At 60.4% G+C, this 16,179-nt stretch carries 19 protein-coding genes; 11 read left to right on the forward strand and 8 right to left on the reverse strand.

The window, feature by feature from the left end; genetic code table 11:
- Positions 1-101: 101 nt before the first annotated feature.
- The 5 genes from DET50_RS01680 to DET50_RS01700 all read left to right on the forward strand — a co-directional run bounded on the left by DET50_RS01680 (position 102) and on the right by DET50_RS01700 (position 3,619).
- Positions 102-494, forward strand: coding sequence for a hypothetical protein (locus DET50_RS01680; protein WP_113861144.1), 393 nt, complete (start codon positions 102-104; stop codon positions 492-494).
- Positions 495-511: 17 nt separating this feature from the next.
- On the forward strand, positions 512-1,120 hold the full coding sequence (locus DET50_RS01685; protein ID WP_113861145.1) for an ABC transporter ATP-binding protein: 609 nt from the start codon (positions 512-514) through the stop codon (positions 1,118-1,120).
- The gene (locus DET50_RS01690; RefSeq protein WP_113861146.1) at positions 1,107-1,910 is read left to right on the forward strand and encodes an ABC transporter permease; all 804 of its coding nucleotides are present in this window, start codon (positions 1,107-1,109) and stop codon (positions 1,908-1,910) included. The genes DET50_RS01685 and DET50_RS01690 overlap by 14 nt, the downstream gene beginning before the upstream one ends.
- A gap of 63 nt (positions 1,911-1,973) precedes the next feature.
- A complete protein-coding gene (locus tag DET50_RS01695; RefSeq protein WP_181799908.1) occupies positions 1,974-2,963 on the forward strand; it encodes a CobW family GTP-binding protein in 990 nt (329 codons plus the stop codon).
- Positions 2,964-2,965: 2 nt separating this feature from the next.
- The gene (locus DET50_RS01700; RefSeq protein WP_258546020.1) at positions 2,966-3,619 is read left to right on the forward strand and encodes a class I SAM-dependent methyltransferase; all 654 of its coding nucleotides are present in this window, start codon (positions 2,966-2,968) and stop codon (positions 3,617-3,619) included.
- A 12-nt stretch (positions 3,620-3,631) separates the two neighbouring features.
- Here the strand turns inward: DET50_RS01700 and DET50_RS01705 are convergent, their stop codons facing one another.
- The 3 genes from DET50_RS01705 to DET50_RS19555 form a co-directional block, all read right to left on the reverse strand.
- Positions 3,632-4,627 (reverse strand): PA2778 family cysteine peptidase, encoded by a 996-nt coding sequence (locus DET50_RS01705; protein ID WP_113861147.1) that lies wholly within the window; start codon positions 4,625-4,627, stop codon positions 3,632-3,634.
- Positions 4,628-4,639: 12 nt separating this feature from the next.
- On the reverse strand, positions 4,640-5,041 hold the full coding sequence (locus DET50_RS01710; protein ID WP_113861148.1) for a PA2779 family protein: 402 nt from the start codon (positions 5,039-5,041) through the stop codon (positions 4,640-4,642).
- Positions 5,042-5,312: 271 nt separating this feature from the next.
- Entirely contained in the window at positions 5,313-5,618 is a 306-nt protein-coding gene (locus DET50_RS19555) for a hypothetical protein (RefSeq protein ID WP_258546021.1), read from the reverse strand.
- A gap of 158 nt (positions 5,619-5,776) precedes the next feature.
- Here DET50_RS19555 and DET50_RS01720 point away from each other — a divergent pair, with 158 nt between their 5' ends.
- The 3 genes from DET50_RS01720 to DET50_RS01730 are packed head-to-tail and all read left to right on the forward strand — an operon-like array spanning position 5,777 to position 8,486.
- Complete coding sequence (locus tag DET50_RS01720; RefSeq protein WP_258546022.1) at positions 5,777-7,372, forward strand: serine/threonine-protein kinase; 1,596 nt, start codon at positions 5,777-5,779, stop codon at positions 7,370-7,372.
- Positions 7,372-8,124, forward strand: a complete 753-nt coding sequence (locus DET50_RS01725; protein ID WP_113861149.1) for a PP2C family protein-serine/threonine phosphatase — start codon at positions 7,372-7,374, stop codon at positions 8,122-8,124. The genes DET50_RS01720 and DET50_RS01725 overlap by 1 nt, the downstream gene beginning before the upstream one ends.
- 11 nt (positions 8,125-8,135) lie before the next feature.
- Positions 8,136-8,486, forward strand: coding sequence for an FHA domain-containing protein (locus DET50_RS01730; protein WP_113861150.1), 351 nt, complete (start codon positions 8,136-8,138; stop codon positions 8,484-8,486).
- Positions 8,487-8,504: 18 nt separating this feature from the next.
- Here the strand turns inward: DET50_RS01730 and DET50_RS01735 are convergent, their stop codons facing one another.
- Entirely contained in the window at positions 8,505-9,230 is a 726-nt protein-coding gene (locus DET50_RS01735; protein ID WP_113861151.1) for a glutamine amidotransferase, read from the reverse strand.
- Positions 9,231-9,382: 152 nt separating this feature from the next.
- Here DET50_RS01735 and DET50_RS01740 point away from each other — a divergent pair, with 152 nt between their 5' ends.
- A complete protein-coding gene (locus tag DET50_RS01740) occupies positions 9,383-9,976 on the forward strand; it encodes a CAP domain-containing protein (protein ID WP_113861152.1) in 594 nt (197 codons plus the stop codon).
- A 21-nt stretch (positions 9,977-9,997) separates the two neighbouring features.
- On the opposite strand, the gene DET50_RS01745 is transcribed toward DET50_RS01740, so the two are convergent.
- From DET50_RS01745 to DET50_RS01760, 4 genes are all read right to left on the reverse strand, one after another.
- Positions 9,998-10,720 carry a YebC/PmpR family DNA-binding transcriptional regulator gene (locus tag DET50_RS01745; protein ID WP_113861153.1) on the reverse strand — a complete coding sequence of 241 codons (723 nt, stop codon included), beginning with the start codon at positions 10,718-10,720 and terminating at the stop codon, positions 9,998-10,000.
- Between the two features lie 132 nt (positions 10,721-10,852).
- Positions 10,853-11,653, reverse strand: a complete 801-nt coding sequence (locus DET50_RS01750) for an oxygen-binding di-iron domain-containing protein (RefSeq protein WP_113861154.1) — start codon at positions 11,651-11,653, stop codon at positions 10,853-10,855.
- Positions 11,654-11,799: 146 nt separating this feature from the next.
- On the reverse strand, positions 11,800-12,228 hold the full coding sequence (locus DET50_RS01755; RefSeq protein ID WP_113861155.1) for an SRPBCC family protein: 429 nt from the start codon (positions 12,226-12,228) through the stop codon (positions 11,800-11,802).
- Positions 12,229-12,320: 92 nt separating this feature from the next.
- Positions 12,321-13,223, reverse strand: coding sequence for an AraC family transcriptional regulator (locus tag DET50_RS01760; RefSeq protein WP_113861156.1), 903 nt, complete (start codon positions 13,221-13,223; stop codon positions 12,321-12,323).
- Between the two features lie 132 nt (positions 13,224-13,355).
- On the opposite strand from DET50_RS01760, the gene DET50_RS01765 reads away from it, so the two are divergent.
- Both DET50_RS01765 and DET50_RS01770 read left to right on the forward strand, forming a co-directional pair.
- Positions 13,356-14,849, forward strand: coding sequence for a CoA-acylating methylmalonate-semialdehyde dehydrogenase (locus tag DET50_RS01765; RefSeq protein ID WP_113861157.1), 1,494 nt, complete (start codon positions 13,356-13,358; stop codon positions 14,847-14,849).
- Between the two features lie 79 nt (positions 14,850-14,928).
- Positions 14,929-16,095: an acyl-CoA dehydrogenase family protein gene (locus DET50_RS01770; RefSeq protein ID WP_113861158.1), complete on the forward strand. Its 1,167-nt coding sequence runs from the start codon at positions 14,929-14,931 to the stop codon at positions 16,093-16,095.
- The last annotated feature ends 84 nt before the right edge of the window (positions 16,096-16,179 follow it).

Here is a 16,179-nt window from a genome sequence, read left to right on the forward strand (position 1 = left end):
CTGGCGCTTGTGGCTGGTACTCGAAGCCGGTCTCTGCCATATTGTTGGCCGACTATGGCCGCTGGCCAATCCGCTTTTAAAACAACAAGTTCAGGGGCTCCATGGAAAAAACCCGGATTACCATCGTCGCGATCACAGGCATTGTCCTGTTCTTTCTTGCCAACTACCTGTGCCGCTTCCTGCTCGGTTTCAGTGGCCTGCTGGCCTCACTGATTATTGCCGCGGCCATTGCCGCCTACATGGGTTTTTCGGTGGCCAAGGCTCTGGAACGCATGCCTATGGCCGAGGAAAAATCCCGGCTGCTCTGGATCTATGGTGGTTTCCTCGGGGCCCTGTTTGCCGCCTTTGCAGCCTGGCTGTTCCTGGGCGAGGGCTTTGATGCGGTGGTGTTGGCAACCCTTTTCCTGCATTACCTGCCGTATCCCGCCCTGGCACATGTTTTCCTTTCCGAGGGGCTGATGCGCCGCTTTCTCGGCAGCAAGCACAAACCCTGATCACCGGAGTCCCGGATTTGAGTGAGCTACGCCTGGACACGGTATCGGTTGGCACCCTGAAAGAAGTCTCGTTGCAGGTCGGCAGCGGGGCGGTGGTGTGCATCTCAGGTGCCTCCGGAAGCGGCAAGAGTCGTTTGCTGCGGGCAGTGGCCGATCTGGAACCCCATGACGGTCGAATCTACCTCGATGATATCGAACAGGTTTCCTTGCCGGCCCACGAATGGCGCAAACGGGTGGTGATGATTCCGGCGGACAGCCAGTGGTGGTTTGATGAGGTCGGCGCCCACTTCGCAGAGGAAGCCCGTCACACCATGCCCGAAGCTCTAGGTTTTCCTCCAGGGGTGATGGACTGGCCGGTGAGCCGGCTGTCCTCCGGTGAACGCCAGCGCCTGGCCCTGTGGCGGGCGCTGGCAATGGCGCCGGAAGCGCTGTTGCTGGACGAGCCCACGGCGAACCTGGATGAAGACATGACGGCCGCTGTGGAGGTCTGGTTACTGGATGAGATCCGGCGCCGGAACCTGGCCGTGCTCTGGGTGGCCCATGATCAGGGGCAGATCCGTCGAGTGGCGAATCACCACTATCGCATCAGCGGATCGCAGCTGGAGTGGGTGAATGGAAGTTATTGATCTTGCCTGGTGGAAGTTGGGGCTGGCCGCCGTGCTGGTGCTGGCGCTTGCCGGAGTCAGCCTGTGGGCCAGGCTGGGTATCACCCGCAGCCTGCTCATCGCCAGTGTCCGTACCGGCATTCAGCTGGCCCTGATCGGGCTGGTTCTGGAAGCGCTGTTCGCCTCGGCCAGACTTTACTGGATTGCCCTGTTGGCCACGGTCATGCTGCTGGTGGCGGGCAGGGAAGTGATGGCTCGACAGCAGCGGAGGCTGCGGGGCATCTGGGCGTTCGGGATCGGCACCGGCGCGATGTTTGTCTCCTCCTTTGCCGTCACCGTACTGGCCCTGACGGTGATTATCGGCCCATCGCCCTGGTATGCCCCTCAATACGCCATCCCCCTGCTGGGCATGATGCTGGGCAACACCATGACCGGGGTGGCCCTGAGCCTGGATCGCCTCAACGAGTCCGTCTGGCACCAGCGGGCCGTCATCGAAAACCGGCTGATGCTCGGGCAGACCTGGCGTCAGGCGGTGGAGGATATTCGCAAGGATGCCATGCGGGGAGGCATGATGCCGTCGATCAATGCCATGGCCGCCGCAGGCATCGTCAGCCTGCCCGGCATGATGACAGGCCAGATCCTCGCCGGCAGTCCCCCCGCAGTCGCGGTGAAGTATCAGATACTGGTGATGCTCATCATCACGGTCGGCACCGGTTTTGGTGCCCTGATGGCGGTGTCCTGGGGCAGCCGTCGGCTGTTTGACGAGCGCGAGCGGCTCCGCCTTGACCGGCTAGTGAAAGTCGGCAAGTGAATCGAGGCTGGTCAACGCCGTAGCGAGGTTGTTATATTATAACAATTTCGAGGCCCATTACCGATGCCGGACATTTCCCGCCCAATTCCAACCAACCTGATCCTGGGTTTCCTCGGTGTTGGCAAGACCACCGCCATTCTCGATCTGCTCCGGCACAAGCCGGAATACGAAACCTGGGCCGTACTGGTCAACGAATTCGGCGAAGTCGGCATCGATGGCGCGCTGCTGGAGACCGAAGGGGCGTTCGTCAGGGAAATACCGGGCGGGTGTATGTGTTGCGTGGCGGGTTTGCCCATGCAGATCGGCCTGAACCAGCTGATCCACAAGGCCCGACCGGACCGGTTGCTGATAGAACCCACGGGGCTCGGACACCCTTCCCAGATTCTGGACACCCTGACCAGCGAGCACTACCGGGACATCCTGGCGATCGGCCCTGTGATTACCCTGGTTGATCCCCGCAAGCTGGAAGATCCGCGGGTCCTGGACAATGTGCAGTTCCGGGACCAGGTCGCCGCCGCTGATATCCTGGTGGCCAACAAGACTGACCTGTGTACCGACGCCCAGCTTGCGCACTTCGATCAGTGGGCCGCAGCCCTGGGGCCCGCCAAACAGCAGGTGTTGCATACCCGGCATGGGCAACTGTCACCTGCCTGGCTGAATGGCAAGGCGGAGCCCCGGGACGTGAGCGATCCCCACGCCCACCATCACCACCATGGCAAGGCTGCGACGCCGGTACCGGATATCGAAGAGGAACCCTGGCAACTGGTCAGTAACCGGGGGCAGGGGCATTACAGTCTTGGCTGGCGGGTTCACCCGAAACTGGTGTTCGATGAAAACCTGTTGATGGCCCTGGCCATGGATGAGCGTATCGTGAGGCTCAAGGCCGTGGTGCATACCCTGGACGGCTGGCGCGCGATCAACATGGTGGATGGGGCGCTGTCGGTATCGCCGTCCGAGCCCCGTGAGCTGACCCGGATCGAGCTGATCAGCGCGGTTGAGCCCGACCGCCAGGAATTCGATCAGGCGCTCCGGTCTTCAGCGGGGCTGGACTGACCATGACCAGTGCCGAACTGCCCCGTTGCCCGGTCTGTCTCGAGGGTCATCCGGAATTTTTCCGGCAGATCGGCCAGCAGGTCTACCTGCGTTGCCCCACCTGCCTGGCGACCATCATGGCACCGCAATCCCGGCTGACTCCCGGGGAAGAAAAGCAGATCTATGAATTCCATGAAAACGACCCGGAAGACGTGGGCTACCGGAGATTTCTTACAAAACTGGCCGATCCACTGACGGAACGACTGCCACCCGGGGCAGAAGGACTGGATTTTGGCTGTGGGCCGGGCCCGGCCCTGGCCGGAATGCTGGAGGAGGCCGGTTTTGCCATGGCGCTCTACGATCCCTTCTTCCACCCGGACATGGCGAGTCTGGACCGATCCTACGATTTCATTACCTGTACCGAAGTGGTGGAGCATATTTACGAGCCCGCCGAGGTTTTCAATCTGCTGGACCGGTTACTCAGGCCTGGCGGCTGGCTGGGCATCATGACCTGTTTCCAGACCGACGATGAGCGATTCGATAACTGGCACTACCGTCGGGATCCGACCCATGTGGTGTTCTACCGGCAGGCTACGTTTGAATGGCTGGCACGGAAGCATGGCTGGGCGCTGGAAGTTCCCTTGAAGGATGTGGTGCTGCTGAGAAAAGGCCGATAATCACCGGCCTCTTCACTGCGTGGATACCGGGCAGGATGGCAGGGCTGGACAGTTCTCGCTGTCGCCGGTTTGCCCGGTACCGAAGGCTGCCTCTTCCTTGCCAAACCGCTCCGGTGCCAGGCTCCGGGCGCAGGAAAGCGCGGCTGTGGCCTGTACCGGGCAATCCGCCTGATCCAGGGTATACGCCAGATTGTTCCAGCCCTCGGCGTAGTCCGGAAATTGCTCTACCACCCGCCTGAAATGGATCACCGCCCCGGACCACTGCTGTTGCCCGTAGGCCAGATTACCCTGGGCCATGATGGGCGCCGGTTGTTGCGGCCAGGTTTGCTCCGCGGTCTGGTAGGCGCTGAGCGCAGCCCGGCTATGCCCGGTGGACTCTAGGTCATGGGCGGCCCTGAGGAAGGCGAGGGGGTCTGCCGTGGCCGGTATCTGCTCCGGAGGCAGAACCACGACGGCCCAGCGCTCGGCCCGGCTCCAGGTGGCGTGGAAAGCCTTGTAGGGCATGGCGTAGTGCTTGCGGGTATCCGTGTTCAGGATGATGGTTTCATCGTCACGGTCAAAACCCACCACAACGGCAAAATGCCACTGAGGCCACCAGTCGATGAGCAGGTTCTGCATGACCAGCACCGGATTACCGGCACTGACTTCCTCGAGAACGGCCTCAAGATTCGGCTCCAGCGGGTACACGACCATGTTGTGTGAGCGGGCACCGGCCACCATCTCAACCTGCAGCGAGCCCTCACGGCCCGGGATGTATACGAGTTCCCTGAGCACATCCGGGTCGGTTTCGAGCCCATGGCTGTTCAGCATCATGGCCAGGGAAGCAGGGCCGCACTGGTACTTCTCCTGGGCGTAGAAGGGCACATCTTCCAGAAGGACACGGTCGGGTAGTACGGGCTTGCCAGCAGCGGACTCAGGTTCCGGCCAGGGCGGGGTGGAGGCACAGCCTGCCAGCAGGACTAGAACCGCAAGGGCTGCAATCCTGCCGGCATTCCTCAGTCGATACATCAAAACGTTCGATCAGCGGATACAGTTGATGAACGAGAAGAGGTCTGTGGCGCAGAGCATGTCGGTGATGATGAATACCAGCAGGAACAGCACGATAATCCCCACCACGTCCTGGCCGGCGGGCGCTTCTGCCAGCTGTTGTTCGAAATCGGCCAGCTCGGCCGGTGTCAGATTCTGGATCCGATCCGCCACCTGATCCTTGCTCACGCCCATCTCGGCCAGCTTTTCCTGTACTTCCTGCTTTTCCAGCATGTTCAGGAGCTGTTGCCGGTCCAGTTCGACCTGCTGCTGCTGGATGATCTCTCCGGTCCCGACCATGCCGGCATGGGCGGTGGTGGAAAAGGTAGTGGCCATGGCCATGAGTACGGCCATCACCAGTGAAACCTGCTTCAGATAATTACGTATCTCGGACATTCCAGGCTCCTTTCTTGTGTTGTCGACTAAAACAGTAGGTTCAGATATGTATTCATTCAACATACAAAATTGTCATGGTCGCCGGACTTCAAGGCGCCGTTCAGGCCAGTGCAGGATCGCTGACCGGCGAATCATCTTGCTCGCAAGCTGGGGAAAGGCCTCCTCTATCACCCCGGCGGCGAAGTCCCCCAGAAAGTCCGACTTGAGAACAGCACGCGCTTTCTGGGGCCCGGGTTCCGTATAGGGTGCTGACGAGAGTAGTAAAAAACCGTCATCGGGAATCCGGCCGCTGTCCATGTTGTTCTGGATGATGCCGGCGGCCTGGCGGATTGGGTGGGACAGATCCGGGCTCGCGGAACGGGTGAATGACACCCAGAGGTGTCTGTGTCGCGTACGGCAGGTGTATGCGCCCGTCCATGCACTTCATGGCAATGATCAGGGTGTCGTGTTCTGCCAGGTAGCGCTGGCGGGACAGGTAGTTGTCAGGGCTGCAAAAGCTGGCGGAGTGTTTGCGGCTGACCTCCATCAGCCAGTCGATGCGCTCATTGATGGGTCGCGTGTGTATTGCCGTGGTCATTGGCTGGGGCCCTGATGCTCAAGGTTTTTCTAAATTCTACTATACGTGACCCCGCTCTCAGGTAAACAAACCCTTACAAAAAACGCCGGCCGGCAACTGTCCCATCACTGGTTCGCTTTCTAAACTAGTCGGATCAATCATTTACAACGAAGTTGCCTGTGAATCCGTTATCACATCCGTTATCGAGCCTGTTCAGTCTGCGTTCGCTCGTGGTCGCCCTTGCGGCTGTTTTTATCGTGGCCGGCGAACAGATCCCCTGGGTGGCCTGGCTGGACAAGGAGCTCCTTGAATTTCTGGGCTCTGAAGAATCCGGCGGTCTCGATCTGCCGGTCTGGGGCCGGCTTGCGGTTGATGCCGGCCTGGTAGTAACCGCGGGCTACCTGGTCTTTGCCATCCCCCGGATGGGTGCTGCTGTTTCGTTGCCGGTGACACTGCTGCTGGGCGGTGGCCTCCTGGTGCTCCAGGCGGCGCTGATGTTCTATCACAACCTCTGGCTACCCCTGGGAGAGATCAACACCCTGCTGGCGTTCGGGTATGTGATCATGCTGTTCTGGTTGCAGCCTTACCGGCAGATCCGGTCGCTTACGGAAAACGCCAGGGAGGCTCGGCTGAGGTTAGGCCAGCTATTGCTGGACCAGGGACAGACGGATGAAGCCCTCGAGGCTATCGCCAGCTGCCCGGAGGGCGAGGAAAGCCTGGATCTGCGTTACCGTATCGCCCTGCAGCAGGAGCGCAAGCGCCAGTATGACAAGGCGATACAGACCTACCGGGCCATCGTCTCCCGCAAGAAAAAATTCCGCGATGCAGACGAACGGCTGGCCGCGCTGGAGAATCTTGCCTCCGGGTCGGCAGGAGCGGCAGCCGGCAGCTTCGACGCTACCCAGACTCTGGTGATGCCGGACCAGTCGGTCAGCCGGCCTACGCTGGGGCGCTATGAGATCCAGCGGGAACTGGGCCGGGGCGCCATGGGGGTAGTGTACCTGGGCCGGGACCCTGCCATTGCCCGCACCGTCGCTATCAAGACCCTGAGCTACCACGCCTTTGAAGGTGAGGAGTTAAAGGCTCTCAAAAGCCGTTTTTTTCGTGAGGCCGAGGCGGCGGGCCGGCTCAGCCATCCGGCCATCGTCACCGTTTACGATGTGGGAGAAGAGGCGGACCTGGCCTATATCGCCATGGATTACGCCCGGGGCCGGCCCCTGAGCGAGTTTGGCCGGGCCGGCCGGCTGTTGCCGCTGGCGACCGTGCTGGACGTGGTCGCGCAGGTGGCGGATGCCCTGGCCTATGCCCACGAACAGAAGATCATTCACCGGGATATCAAACCGGCGAACCTGATCTACGATCCGGACAGCGGTGATATCCGGGTTACCGATTTCGGAATCGCCCGGATTGCTGATGATTCTGTCACCAGGACCGGAAGCGTGATGGGTAGCCCCCTGTACATGTCCCCGGAACAGTTGAAAGGGCAGAAAGTGACGAGAGCCTCGGACATCTACAGCCTCGGGGTTACCCTGTACAAACTGGTGACCGGGGAAACCCCATACCAGGGGGACACCCTGGCCAACCTGACCTATCAGATCCTGAACAAGCGCCCGCGCAGTGCCCGTTCGCTCAATCCGGATCTGCCCAACGGTGTGGTCAGGCTGATCAACAAGGCGATCCAGCGTGAGCCTGACAAACGTTTCGCCACCGCTTCCGAGATGGCCGAAGCACTCAGACGCCAGGCACAGCGCGAGGCAAGGGAGGTAACCTCCTGATGGACTATGACATTGCCGGCGACTCCCACGTAGGGTCGGTGCGCCAGACCAATCAGGACCGGGTGGAGTGGCGGCGCGGCCATGATGGCCGTCAGGTTTTGCTGGTGCTGGCGGATGGTATGGGAGGCCACCAGGGCGGCGAATTGGCCAGTCAGCTGGCGGCGGCGGCGGTGCTGGATTCGTTACTACCCGCGCTGTCAGCCTCGGTGGTTCCAGATCCGGTGGCTGTCCGGGAACGGCTGGACGCCGCCTTTGGTCTGGCTACGGCGAGAATACAGGAAGAACAGGCCAGGGACGCCCGACTGGAGAAGATGGGCACGACCCTGGTGGTGGCCTGGGTCATCGATAGCACCGCCTTTATCGCTCATATCGGTGATTCCCGCTGTTACCTGATTGCGGACACCGGCCCCCGGTGCCTGACCCGGGACGATACCGTGGTCCAGAACATGATCGAGGATGGCAGCATCAGCGAAGCCGAAGCCCCGAGGGTACCGTTCCGGAACGTGCTCACCCGGGCCGTGGGTGCCTCCGACGACGCCACGCCCAGCTTCCGGGTGCAGGAACTGGCACCGGGGGAGGGGCTGCTGCTGTGTTCCGACGGACTCACCGGAGCGCTGCCGGAGGCCCGGTGGGCCGAAACTATCGGGCAGTGCACGGAGGCAGATGATGCGGTGCAGGCGCTGATCGACCAGAGCCTGGAAAACGGCGCCGGAGACAACGTCTCCGTTGTTTTAATGATGTTGAAGGACTGAGGAATACGAGAATGGCATCACTTTCACAGCTGGTGGACAACGTGGTGGTCCACACCTTTGAGCTGGAGCAATCCCTGACCCGGATCGGACGGCGACCGGACAATGACATCCGTATCGACGAAATTTCCGTGAGTGGGCAGCACGCTGTCATTGAAGCGTCACCCAATGCCTATCTCGAGGGCACGATTGATTTCTACATCGTCGACAGCAACAGCACCAATGGCACCTTCGTGAACGATCTTCGCGTGGAGGGGAGGCAACGTCTCAACAGTAACGACATGATCCGGGTTGGCTGGAATGAATTCCGGTTTATCGATGAGGATGAGAACACTCTGGAGAAGACCGCCTATATCCTCGACTGACCAGCGGTCTTCTGTCCGTCAGGCCTTATTCTTCAAGACCAGCTCGGAGAAGCGCTGCAGAAGCCCACTTGCCTCGGGAGCCGGTGCGACCTCATCGAGCAGGGCCTGCGCATCCAGCCCTTCCCGGTCCAGATCCGGCGCCTGGACTTCCAGGTAGGCCCGCATGATGGTATCGGAAAACTCCGGGTGGAACTGCACACCCCAGGCGCATTCGCGGACCCGGAACGCCTGGTGGGGTTCAAAATCGGACTTGCCCAGCAGCACTGCATCAGGGGGCAGTCTCAGAACCGACTGCTTGTGGGTCAGCTGTGCCCGGAAGCGCTCGGGCATCGAGTTGAACAGGGGATCCTGCCCAGCCTCGGGAAACAGTTCGACGACCCTGGTGCCGGTTTCACGGCCCTTCGGGTGGTAGCCCACCTCTCCGCCCAAGGCATGGGCCAGCAACTGGTGGCCGTAGCATACGCCCAGCACCGGCACGCCGGCGTCCACGGCCTTTGCCAGCCACGCTGCGGCCTTCTCGCTCCAGTCTTCCCGGTCACTGACCATTGCAGGTGAGCCGGTCACCACGATTCCGTTCCATTCTGTTGGATCCCCGGGTTGTTCACCCTCGGGAAGATTCACCACGGTAAGATCGAGGTCGGGAGCCAGGCCCCTGATGAACCAGTCCTCGAAATCGCCAAACCGGGCCCGGATATCGGCGTAGGTGGTCCCGGTTTTCAAAATCAGAACTCGTGTCTTTTCCATCTGTCAGTTCACCGATAGTGCAGGGTAAGTGGATACATGTCGGTTCGGGCAAGCATTGTAAGGAAATGTAGTTTCGTGGATCCAATCCCGGGAACCGTTCGTTAATTTGCGTACTTTTCCATAATTTAACCGGAACGGCGGTCCAGAATTCAATGAGTACATCCTCAAGGTTGTTGTTTTTCGTTCTTTCGACGGTTTTGATTGCCGGTTGCGGCGGCGGATCCGGTGGCGGTGAGTCATCGGCCTCCGCTGTGTCGGACAGCACCGAGAGGAACCGGTCTGCGCCCGAAGAACCGGTCACAATCCTGGTGAACGGTTGCGAGGTACAGGAATACCAGGCGGTGATGCTGGAGTATGTGAATGCGGCTCGCAGTCAGGGCCGCCAGTGCGGAGCCGAGTTCTTCCCCGCGGTCGAGCCGCTGGTCTACAACTGCCCGGTTGAAGGGGCGGCGAGCAAACACAGCAATGACATGGCCCAGAACAATTTCTTCAGCCACACCGGCTCGGATGGTCTGCGGGTCGGGGATCGCGTTACCGAAACCGGCTACGAGTGGTCTGTGGTCGGCGAGAACATTGCCGCAGGCTTTGATGATGTGGAGTCGGTCATGACCGGCTGGCTGGAGAGCCCGGGGCACTGCCGGAACATCATGGACAGCCGGTTCACGGGCGTTGCCGTAGTCAGGGTCGATAGCCGGACGGCTGATTATCCGAATTACTGGACCCAGGTCTTCGACAGGCCCCGGTAACGGGGCCTGAATCCCGCCCGGTTAGTCGCTGACTTCGGCGTTGTGGTAAACGTTCTGGACATCGTCCAGTTCGTTCAGCATGTCGAGGAATTTCTCGAACATGGGCACATCATCGCCCTCTACCGGGGTGGTGGTTTTCGGCAGGAACTGGATTTCGTCCACATCGAACTCGATACCCTCGAAAGCGGCTTCCAGGGCCTGCTTGGCCTTGGCGTATTCCGTGTTCGGTGTGAATACGGTGATGCGGCCGTCCTCGTTCTCGATATCCGTCACGTCCACGTCTGCTTCCATCAGGGCCTCGAGTACTGCTTCTTCATCCTGACCGGTGAAGGCGAAAATCGCGCAATGATCGAACATGTGGGCAACGGCGCCCGGGGTGCCGATCTTGCACTTGGTCTTGGTGAAGGCCAGACGGACATCGCCAAAGGTGCGGTTCGGGTTGTCGGTGAGGCAGTCGACGATGACCATGCAGTTGCCGGGGCCGTAGCCTTCGTACCGGGCGGGGGAGTAGTCCTCGCCGCCACCACCCTTGGCCTTGTCGATGGCCTTTTCAATGACGTGGCTCGGCACCTGGTCCTTCTTGGCGCGGTCGATAAGGCCGCGTAGCGTCAGGTTGGCCTGGGGGTCAATGCCGCCGGACTTGGCGCACATGTAGATTTCGCGGCCGTACTTGCTGTAGACCTTGGTTTTTGCCGCAGCCGTCTTGGCCATGGACTCTTTTCGGTTCTGGTAGGCTCTGCCCATCTGACCTGCCTCTTCTTGCTGTTCAGGAAAACGCCGGATTTTACTCAACAAAACGGTTGGGGAACAGGTTTAATGCCGTTGTGCTGGTTCGAGAGGGGAAACGGGGGGCGACAGGGCCGCCGCCCGGAGGGATCAAATGTAGTCGGTCGGTGGGGTGTAGTTGTCCGGGCTCATCAGGTCGATGCCGCACGGCACATCCGAAACCCAGTTCAGGAACCGCTCCACCATCTCGGGACCTTCGAAACGTTTGCCATGCTGGGGCACGATCATGCTTACTTCCAGTCCCCGAACCATGTCGGCCCAGAGGCGGCAGACTTTCTGGGAGGCGATGTAGCGCTTGTGAAAGCCGATCATGCTGGGAATGTGGCGGTCGAAATCCTGGACCGGTTTGTGATCATCCTCGCCGCCCAGCGACGCACCAAGGTCACCGGAAAAAAGGATCTTCGAGACCGGATCGTAGAACTGCAGGTTGCCGACTGAGTGCATGAAGTGCGCCGGCAGGCAGGTGAGGTAAGTATCACCGAAAGGCACTTTCGCGCCGCCGTCCGGAATGCTCACAATGCGGTCGTAGACGCTGCCGGTGAGCTGGTTGGTCACATAGCTGGAAACCAGATGCGGCAGGAATCGGGCCCACAGCCGAGACGTCACAATCTTGGCGCGGGTGTGGACGATCCAGCGGTCGATGGCGCCGATGATGTCCGGATCCTGGTGGGACGCAAAGACGTAGTCCATGTCCTTGATGTTCATGTAGCGCGAAGCCGCCACCGAGAGTGGGGTGTAGGTCAGGTCTCCGCCCGGATCGATCAGGGCTTCGTGCTTGCCGTCAACGACCAGGAACTGGTTGGACTGGACGCCCTCACCGGTCACCAGGGAATCGAACATCAGGCATTTGTGGTGTCCGTTATCGAACAGGACAATGGGCTCTGCTGCCATTTCGGTCTCCCGCCAGGATTTTGTGTGCGGCTTATTAGCCGGATATTGCAACCTGGCGGGAGATTACAGAATTGATAAATGCAAATTTTTGCCTCAGGTCAATTGTGTGACATTTATCAAGTAACGATTTGTTTTCGACCGGACTCTCAGGCCAGTTCCGGCACCCGTTTGATTCCCCGGCGAATTCCCTGTTCCAGAGCACTGGAGACCACCTTTCCGGTGAACGGCACGATGTCCTCGAAGCTTATGGTGTAATGCACCCGGGTCTGGCCGTCCGGGGTGTCCTCGAAGCGAATCCGGCCCAGGTGATTGCGTATCGGGCTCATGCTGGTGACCGTGTATTCGATCAGCGTTTCCGGCTCGAAGCTGAGAACGGTTTCCTCCAGGCCTATGGGCCCGATGCCGATCTTGCGGACCGAACCGATGCCGTTGGGATCGGCCTGGTCGCTGTCCCGGATCCGTCTGACGGGAGCACCCAGCAGCTTGCCGAAGCGCTGGTGGTCGGCAAACAGGGCGAACACCCGTCGTCGCGGGATGTCGAAGGTTTCGTCGATTTCTATCGTGTACTGTGCCATGGCGCAATCTCTTGTTATTGGCTATGGCCCCAGAGTAACGGTTTGACGTATTCAACAAAAGTCGTAGACGAGCCACTCGATCACTCTGGCCCTCAGTGACGGGCCGTGTGCCGGTAATCCCTTGGCGACTGGCCCATTACCTTCTTGAACAGGCGGGAAAAATAGTAGGCATCGTCGTAACCCAGGCGGCGGCTGATGTCGGCAAAACTCAGGCCGGTGGTATCCAGCATCTGGCAGGCTCGTTCCACTTTCAGGTGCAGAAAATGCTGGATCGGCGAGGTGCCGGTCTGTTCCCGGTAACGGGTGGCAAAGTGCGCCGGGGAAAGGCCGGCCAGATCCGCCAGTTGTTCGAGGGTCAGGCGCTCCTCCAGGTGCTCGCGCATGTAGTTGTGGATGGTGTCCAGTTCAGACTGGCGTTCCTGGCTGGTTTCATCCGCGTTCAACGGCACCGCAGCCAGTAGCTGGCGCAGTCGGTTGGCGGCATGGATCAGACCACGGGTGCGGAAGCCGGTCTGGCGTACCGAGAGCAGACCGTTGAAATCCACCAGCAGCCGGGGCTGCCGGCCCAGGTGGCGGATGCGGGTAGGGCCATCAAATCCCATGTAATTACGGAAGTCCTCGGCCAGCGGACCGGTGTAGTGCACCCAGTGGATGGTCCATGGATTATCCGGATCGGCGGTATAGCGATGGCTGGCCCCGGCCGGCAGCAACAACAGGTCACCGGCTTCCACGGTATAGGGCTCGCCCGCGACGTTCAGGAAAGCCTTGCCTTCCGTGCAATAGATCAAAAGATTGTCGCGATGGTGCTCCCGGTGCATGTGGTGGCCCGTGGCCTTGCGATAGTGGCCAAAGGCCAGGGGGTAGAGTTCCCGGGTCAGGGGATGGCTGGCCAGCAGGCGGACGATGGGCTCTGGTACCACATAGCGGACGCTGTCCGGTGGTACCGGCCACTGTGAGGTTTGCGCTGTGGATTTGGCGTTCTGAAGTTTGCTCATCGAAAAATAATCCATTATGGGCGAAATTTAGTCAATCACCCATTGGCAATCCCCGTGCTAGGATTTTTCCAATCGTGGCCGAACCCGTTCCCGGGCGGCTTTACCCACATAACAACAAACAGGGATACCGACATGAAGAATGTTCCCCAGTACATTGCCGGTGAATTCGTCCAGAGCCAGACCAGCAACTGGATCGACGTTACCAATCCTGCCACCAACGAAGTGATCGCCAAGGTGCCGTGCGCGACTGAAGAGGAAATGCGCAAGGCCATCGACAACGCCGGTGAGGTGTTCAAGACCTGGAAGGAAACCCCGGTATCCGAGCGGGCCCGGGTCATGCTCCGTTACCAGGCGCTGCTGAAAGAGCACCACGACGAAATCGCTGAAATCCTGTCCCAGGAAACCGGCAAGACTTTTGACGACGCCAAGGGTGATGTCTGGCGTGGTATCGAGGTGGTTGAGCATGCCGCCAACGTGGCTTCCATGATGATGGGTGAAACCGTCGAGAACGTGGCCCGCGAGGTGGACACCCATTCCTGGATCCAGCCGCTGGGCGTGTGTGCGGGCATCACCCCGTTCAACTTCCCGGCCATGATTCCGCTGTGGATGTTCCCGATGGCCATTGCCTGCGGCAACACCTTCATCCTGAAGCCTTCCGAGCAGGATCCGCTGACGCCGATGCGTCTGGCCGAGCTGTTCGAGGAAGCGGGCGCACCCAAGGGTGTCCTGCAGGTGGTCCACGGTGCCAAGGAGCAGGTTGATACCCTGCTGACCGACCCGGCTATCAAGGCCATCTCCTTCGTTGGCTCTGTTCCGGTCGGCCGCTACATCTACGAAACCGGCACCCGCCACATGAAGCGTGTTCAGAGCTTTGCCGGTGCCAAGAACCACATGGTGATCATGCCGGACGCGGACAAGCAGCAGGTCATCAACGCGCTGGTGGGTGCCTCCGTGGGCGCCGCAGGGCAGCGCTGCATGGCGATCTCCGTCGCTGTGTTCGTGGGCGAGGCCCAGCAGTGGATTCCGGAACTGAAAGAAGCCATGGCCAAGGCCCGTCCGGGTGCCTGGAACGATTCCGGCGCCAGCTATGGTCCGATCATCAGCGCCAAGGCCAAGGATCGTATCGAGTCCCTGATTGCCACGGGCGAGGCCCAGGGTGCCAAGCTGATGCTGGACGGTCGCGGCTGCACCGTTGACGGCCTGCCGGACGGCAACTGGGTAGGACCGACCCTGTTCAGTGAAGTCACTCCGGATATGGACATCTACAAGGAAGAGATCTTCGGACCGGTACTGTCCTGTGTGAACGTGGACAACCTAGGCGAGGCGATCGACCTGATCAACCAGAGCCCCTACGGCAACGGTACCTCCATCTTTACCAACCACGGTGGTGCTGCCCGTCGCTTCCAGCACGACATCGACGTGGGCCAGGTGGGTGTGAACATCCCCATTCCGGTGCCCCTGCCGTTCTTCTCCTTCACCGGCTGGAAGGGCTCCTTCTACGGTGACCAGCACGCCTACGGCAAGCAGGCAGTTCGCTTCTATACTGAGACCAAGACGGTAACGTCCCGCTGGTTCTCCAGCGAAGCGACCTCCTCTGAAGCCAATTTCTCCATTCAGCTTCGTTAAAGCGTTGAGGGTGAGGTCTTGGGCCGGAATCTTTTCCGGCCCCTTCTTTTTACCCTTTTGACATGACAGGAGCCTGGTAATGGACTTTAACCTGACCGAAGACCAGCTGGCGTTCCGGGATGCGGCCCGGGCCTTTGCCGAGAAATCCATGGCCCCCCACGCCGCCCAGTGGGATGAGGAACACATCTTCCCGGTCGACGTGATGAAAGAAGCTGGCGAGATGGGCTTCATGGGCCTTTACACTCCGGAATCCCTGGGCGGCATGGGACTGTCCCGGCTGGATACCTCGGTGATCGTGGAGGAACTGGCCGCAGCCTGCCCGTCCACCGCCGCTTTCATTACGATTCACAACATGGCGACCTGGATGGTGGCCAGCTTTGCTTCCGATGATCTCAAACAGGAGTTCGTGCCCAAGCTCGCCAGTGGCGAATGGCTGGCCTCCTACTGCCTGACCGAGCCCGGTGCCGGCTCCGACGCGGCCAGCCTGCGCACCAAGGCCGTGCGCGATGGCGACAGCTATGTGATCAACGGCAGCAAGATGTTCATCTCCGGCGCCGGCAGCACCGACATCCTGGTACTGATGGCCCGGACGGGGGATGCCGACAGTGGTTCCAAAGGCATTTCCACCTTTGTGATTCCCGCCGACGCTGACGGTGTTTCCTACGGCAAGAACGAAGACAAGATGGGCTGGCACAGCCAGCCGACCCGTCTGGTCAGCCTGGAAAATGTGCGTATTCCCGTCAGTAACCGGGTGGGCGAAGAAGGTGACGGCTTCGCCATCGCCATGAAGGGCCTGGACGGTGGCCGCCTCAATATCGCCACCTGCTCACTGGGCGGCGCCCAGGCCGCGCTGCTGCGGGCCCGCAACTACATGCACGAGCGCGAGCAGTTCGGCAAGCCACTGGCGGCGTTCCAGGCCCTGCAGTTCAAGCTGGCCGACATGGCCACCAACCTGGTGGCGGCCCGGCAGATGGTGCGCCTGGGTGCGTTCAAGCTCGACAGCGGCGACCCGGAAGCGACGCTGCACTGTGCCATGGCCAAGCGCTTTGCCACTGACGCCTGTTTCGACGTGGTCAATGAGGCGCTACAGCTGCATGGTGGCTATGGTTATATCCGGGAATATCCGCTGGAGCGCTATGTCCGGGATTTGCGGGTGCACCAGATTCTGGAAGGTACCAACGAAATCATGCGCCTGATCATTGCCCGCCGGTTGTTGGACGACGGTGTGGCTGAGGCGATTCAGTGAGTTGAACGTGAAAACGGGGTCAGAAGAAAGCGTTCTTCAGACCCCTCGTGCAAGTTCGAGTCAAACTCGGGGTCAGAAGAACAC

Source organism: Marinobacter pelagius (assembly GCF_003315345.1).
GTDB classification, from domain to species: domain Bacteria; phylum Pseudomonadota; class Gammaproteobacteria; order Pseudomonadales; family Oleiphilaceae; genus Marinobacter; species Marinobacter pelagius_A.

Coding starts and splice junctions, on each gene's coding strand:
- DET50_RS01745 (WP_113861153.1), bottom strand. CDS start 10,720: ATGGGCAGAGCCTACCAGAACCGAAAAGAGTCCATGGCCAAGACGGCT.
- DET50_RS01695 (WP_181799908.1), top strand. CDS start 1,974: ATGCCGGACATTTCCCGCCCAATTCCAACCAACCTGATCCTGGGTTTC.
- DET50_RS01700 (WP_258546020.1), top strand. CDS start 2,966: ATGACCAGTGCCGAACTGCCCCGTTGCCCGGTCTGTCTCGAGGGTCAT.
- DET50_RS01735 (WP_113861151.1), bottom strand. CDS start 9,230: ATGGAAAAGACACGAGTTCTGATTTTGAAAACCGGGACCACCTACGCC.
- DET50_RS01705 (WP_113861147.1), bottom strand. CDS start 4,627: ATGTATCGACTGAGGAATGCCGGCAGGATTGCAGCCCTTGCGGTTCTA.
- DET50_RS01765 (WP_113861157.1), top strand. CDS start 13,356: ATGAAGAATGTTCCCCAGTACATTGCCGGTGAATTCGTCCAGAGCCAG.
- DET50_RS01710 (WP_113861148.1), bottom strand. CDS start 5,041: ATGTCCGAGATACGTAATTATCTGAAGCAGGTTTCACTGGTGATGGCC.
- DET50_RS01740 (WP_113861152.1), top strand. CDS start 9,383: ATGAGTACATCCTCAAGGTTGTTGTTTTTCGTTCTTTCGACGGTTTTG.
- DET50_RS01755 (WP_113861155.1), bottom strand. CDS start 12,228: ATGGCACAGTACACGATAGAAATCGACGAAACCTTCGACATCCCGCGA.
- DET50_RS01690 (WP_113861146.1), top strand. CDS start 1,107: ATGGAAGTTATTGATCTTGCCTGGTGGAAGTTGGGGCTGGCCGCCGTG.
- DET50_RS19555 (WP_258546021.1), bottom strand. CDS start 5,618: ATGACCACGGCAATACACACGCGACCCATCAATGAGCGCATCGACTGG.
- DET50_RS01770 (WP_113861158.1), top strand. CDS start 14,929: ATGGACTTTAACCTGACCGAAGACCAGCTGGCGTTCCGGGATGCGGCC.
- DET50_RS01730 (WP_113861150.1), top strand. CDS start 8,136: ATGGCATCACTTTCACAGCTGGTGGACAACGTGGTGGTCCACACCTTT.
- DET50_RS01760 (WP_113861156.1), bottom strand. CDS start 13,223: ATGAGCAAACTTCAGAACGCCAAATCCACAGCGCAAACCTCACAGTGG.
- DET50_RS01750 (WP_113861154.1), bottom strand. CDS start 11,653: ATGGCAGCAGAGCCCATTGTCCTGTTCGATAACGGACACCACAAATGC.
- DET50_RS01725 (WP_113861149.1), top strand. CDS start 7,372: ATGGACTATGACATTGCCGGCGACTCCCACGTAGGGTCGGTGCGCCAG.
- DET50_RS01680 (WP_113861144.1), top strand. CDS start 102: ATGGAAAAAACCCGGATTACCATCGTCGCGATCACAGGCATTGTCCTG.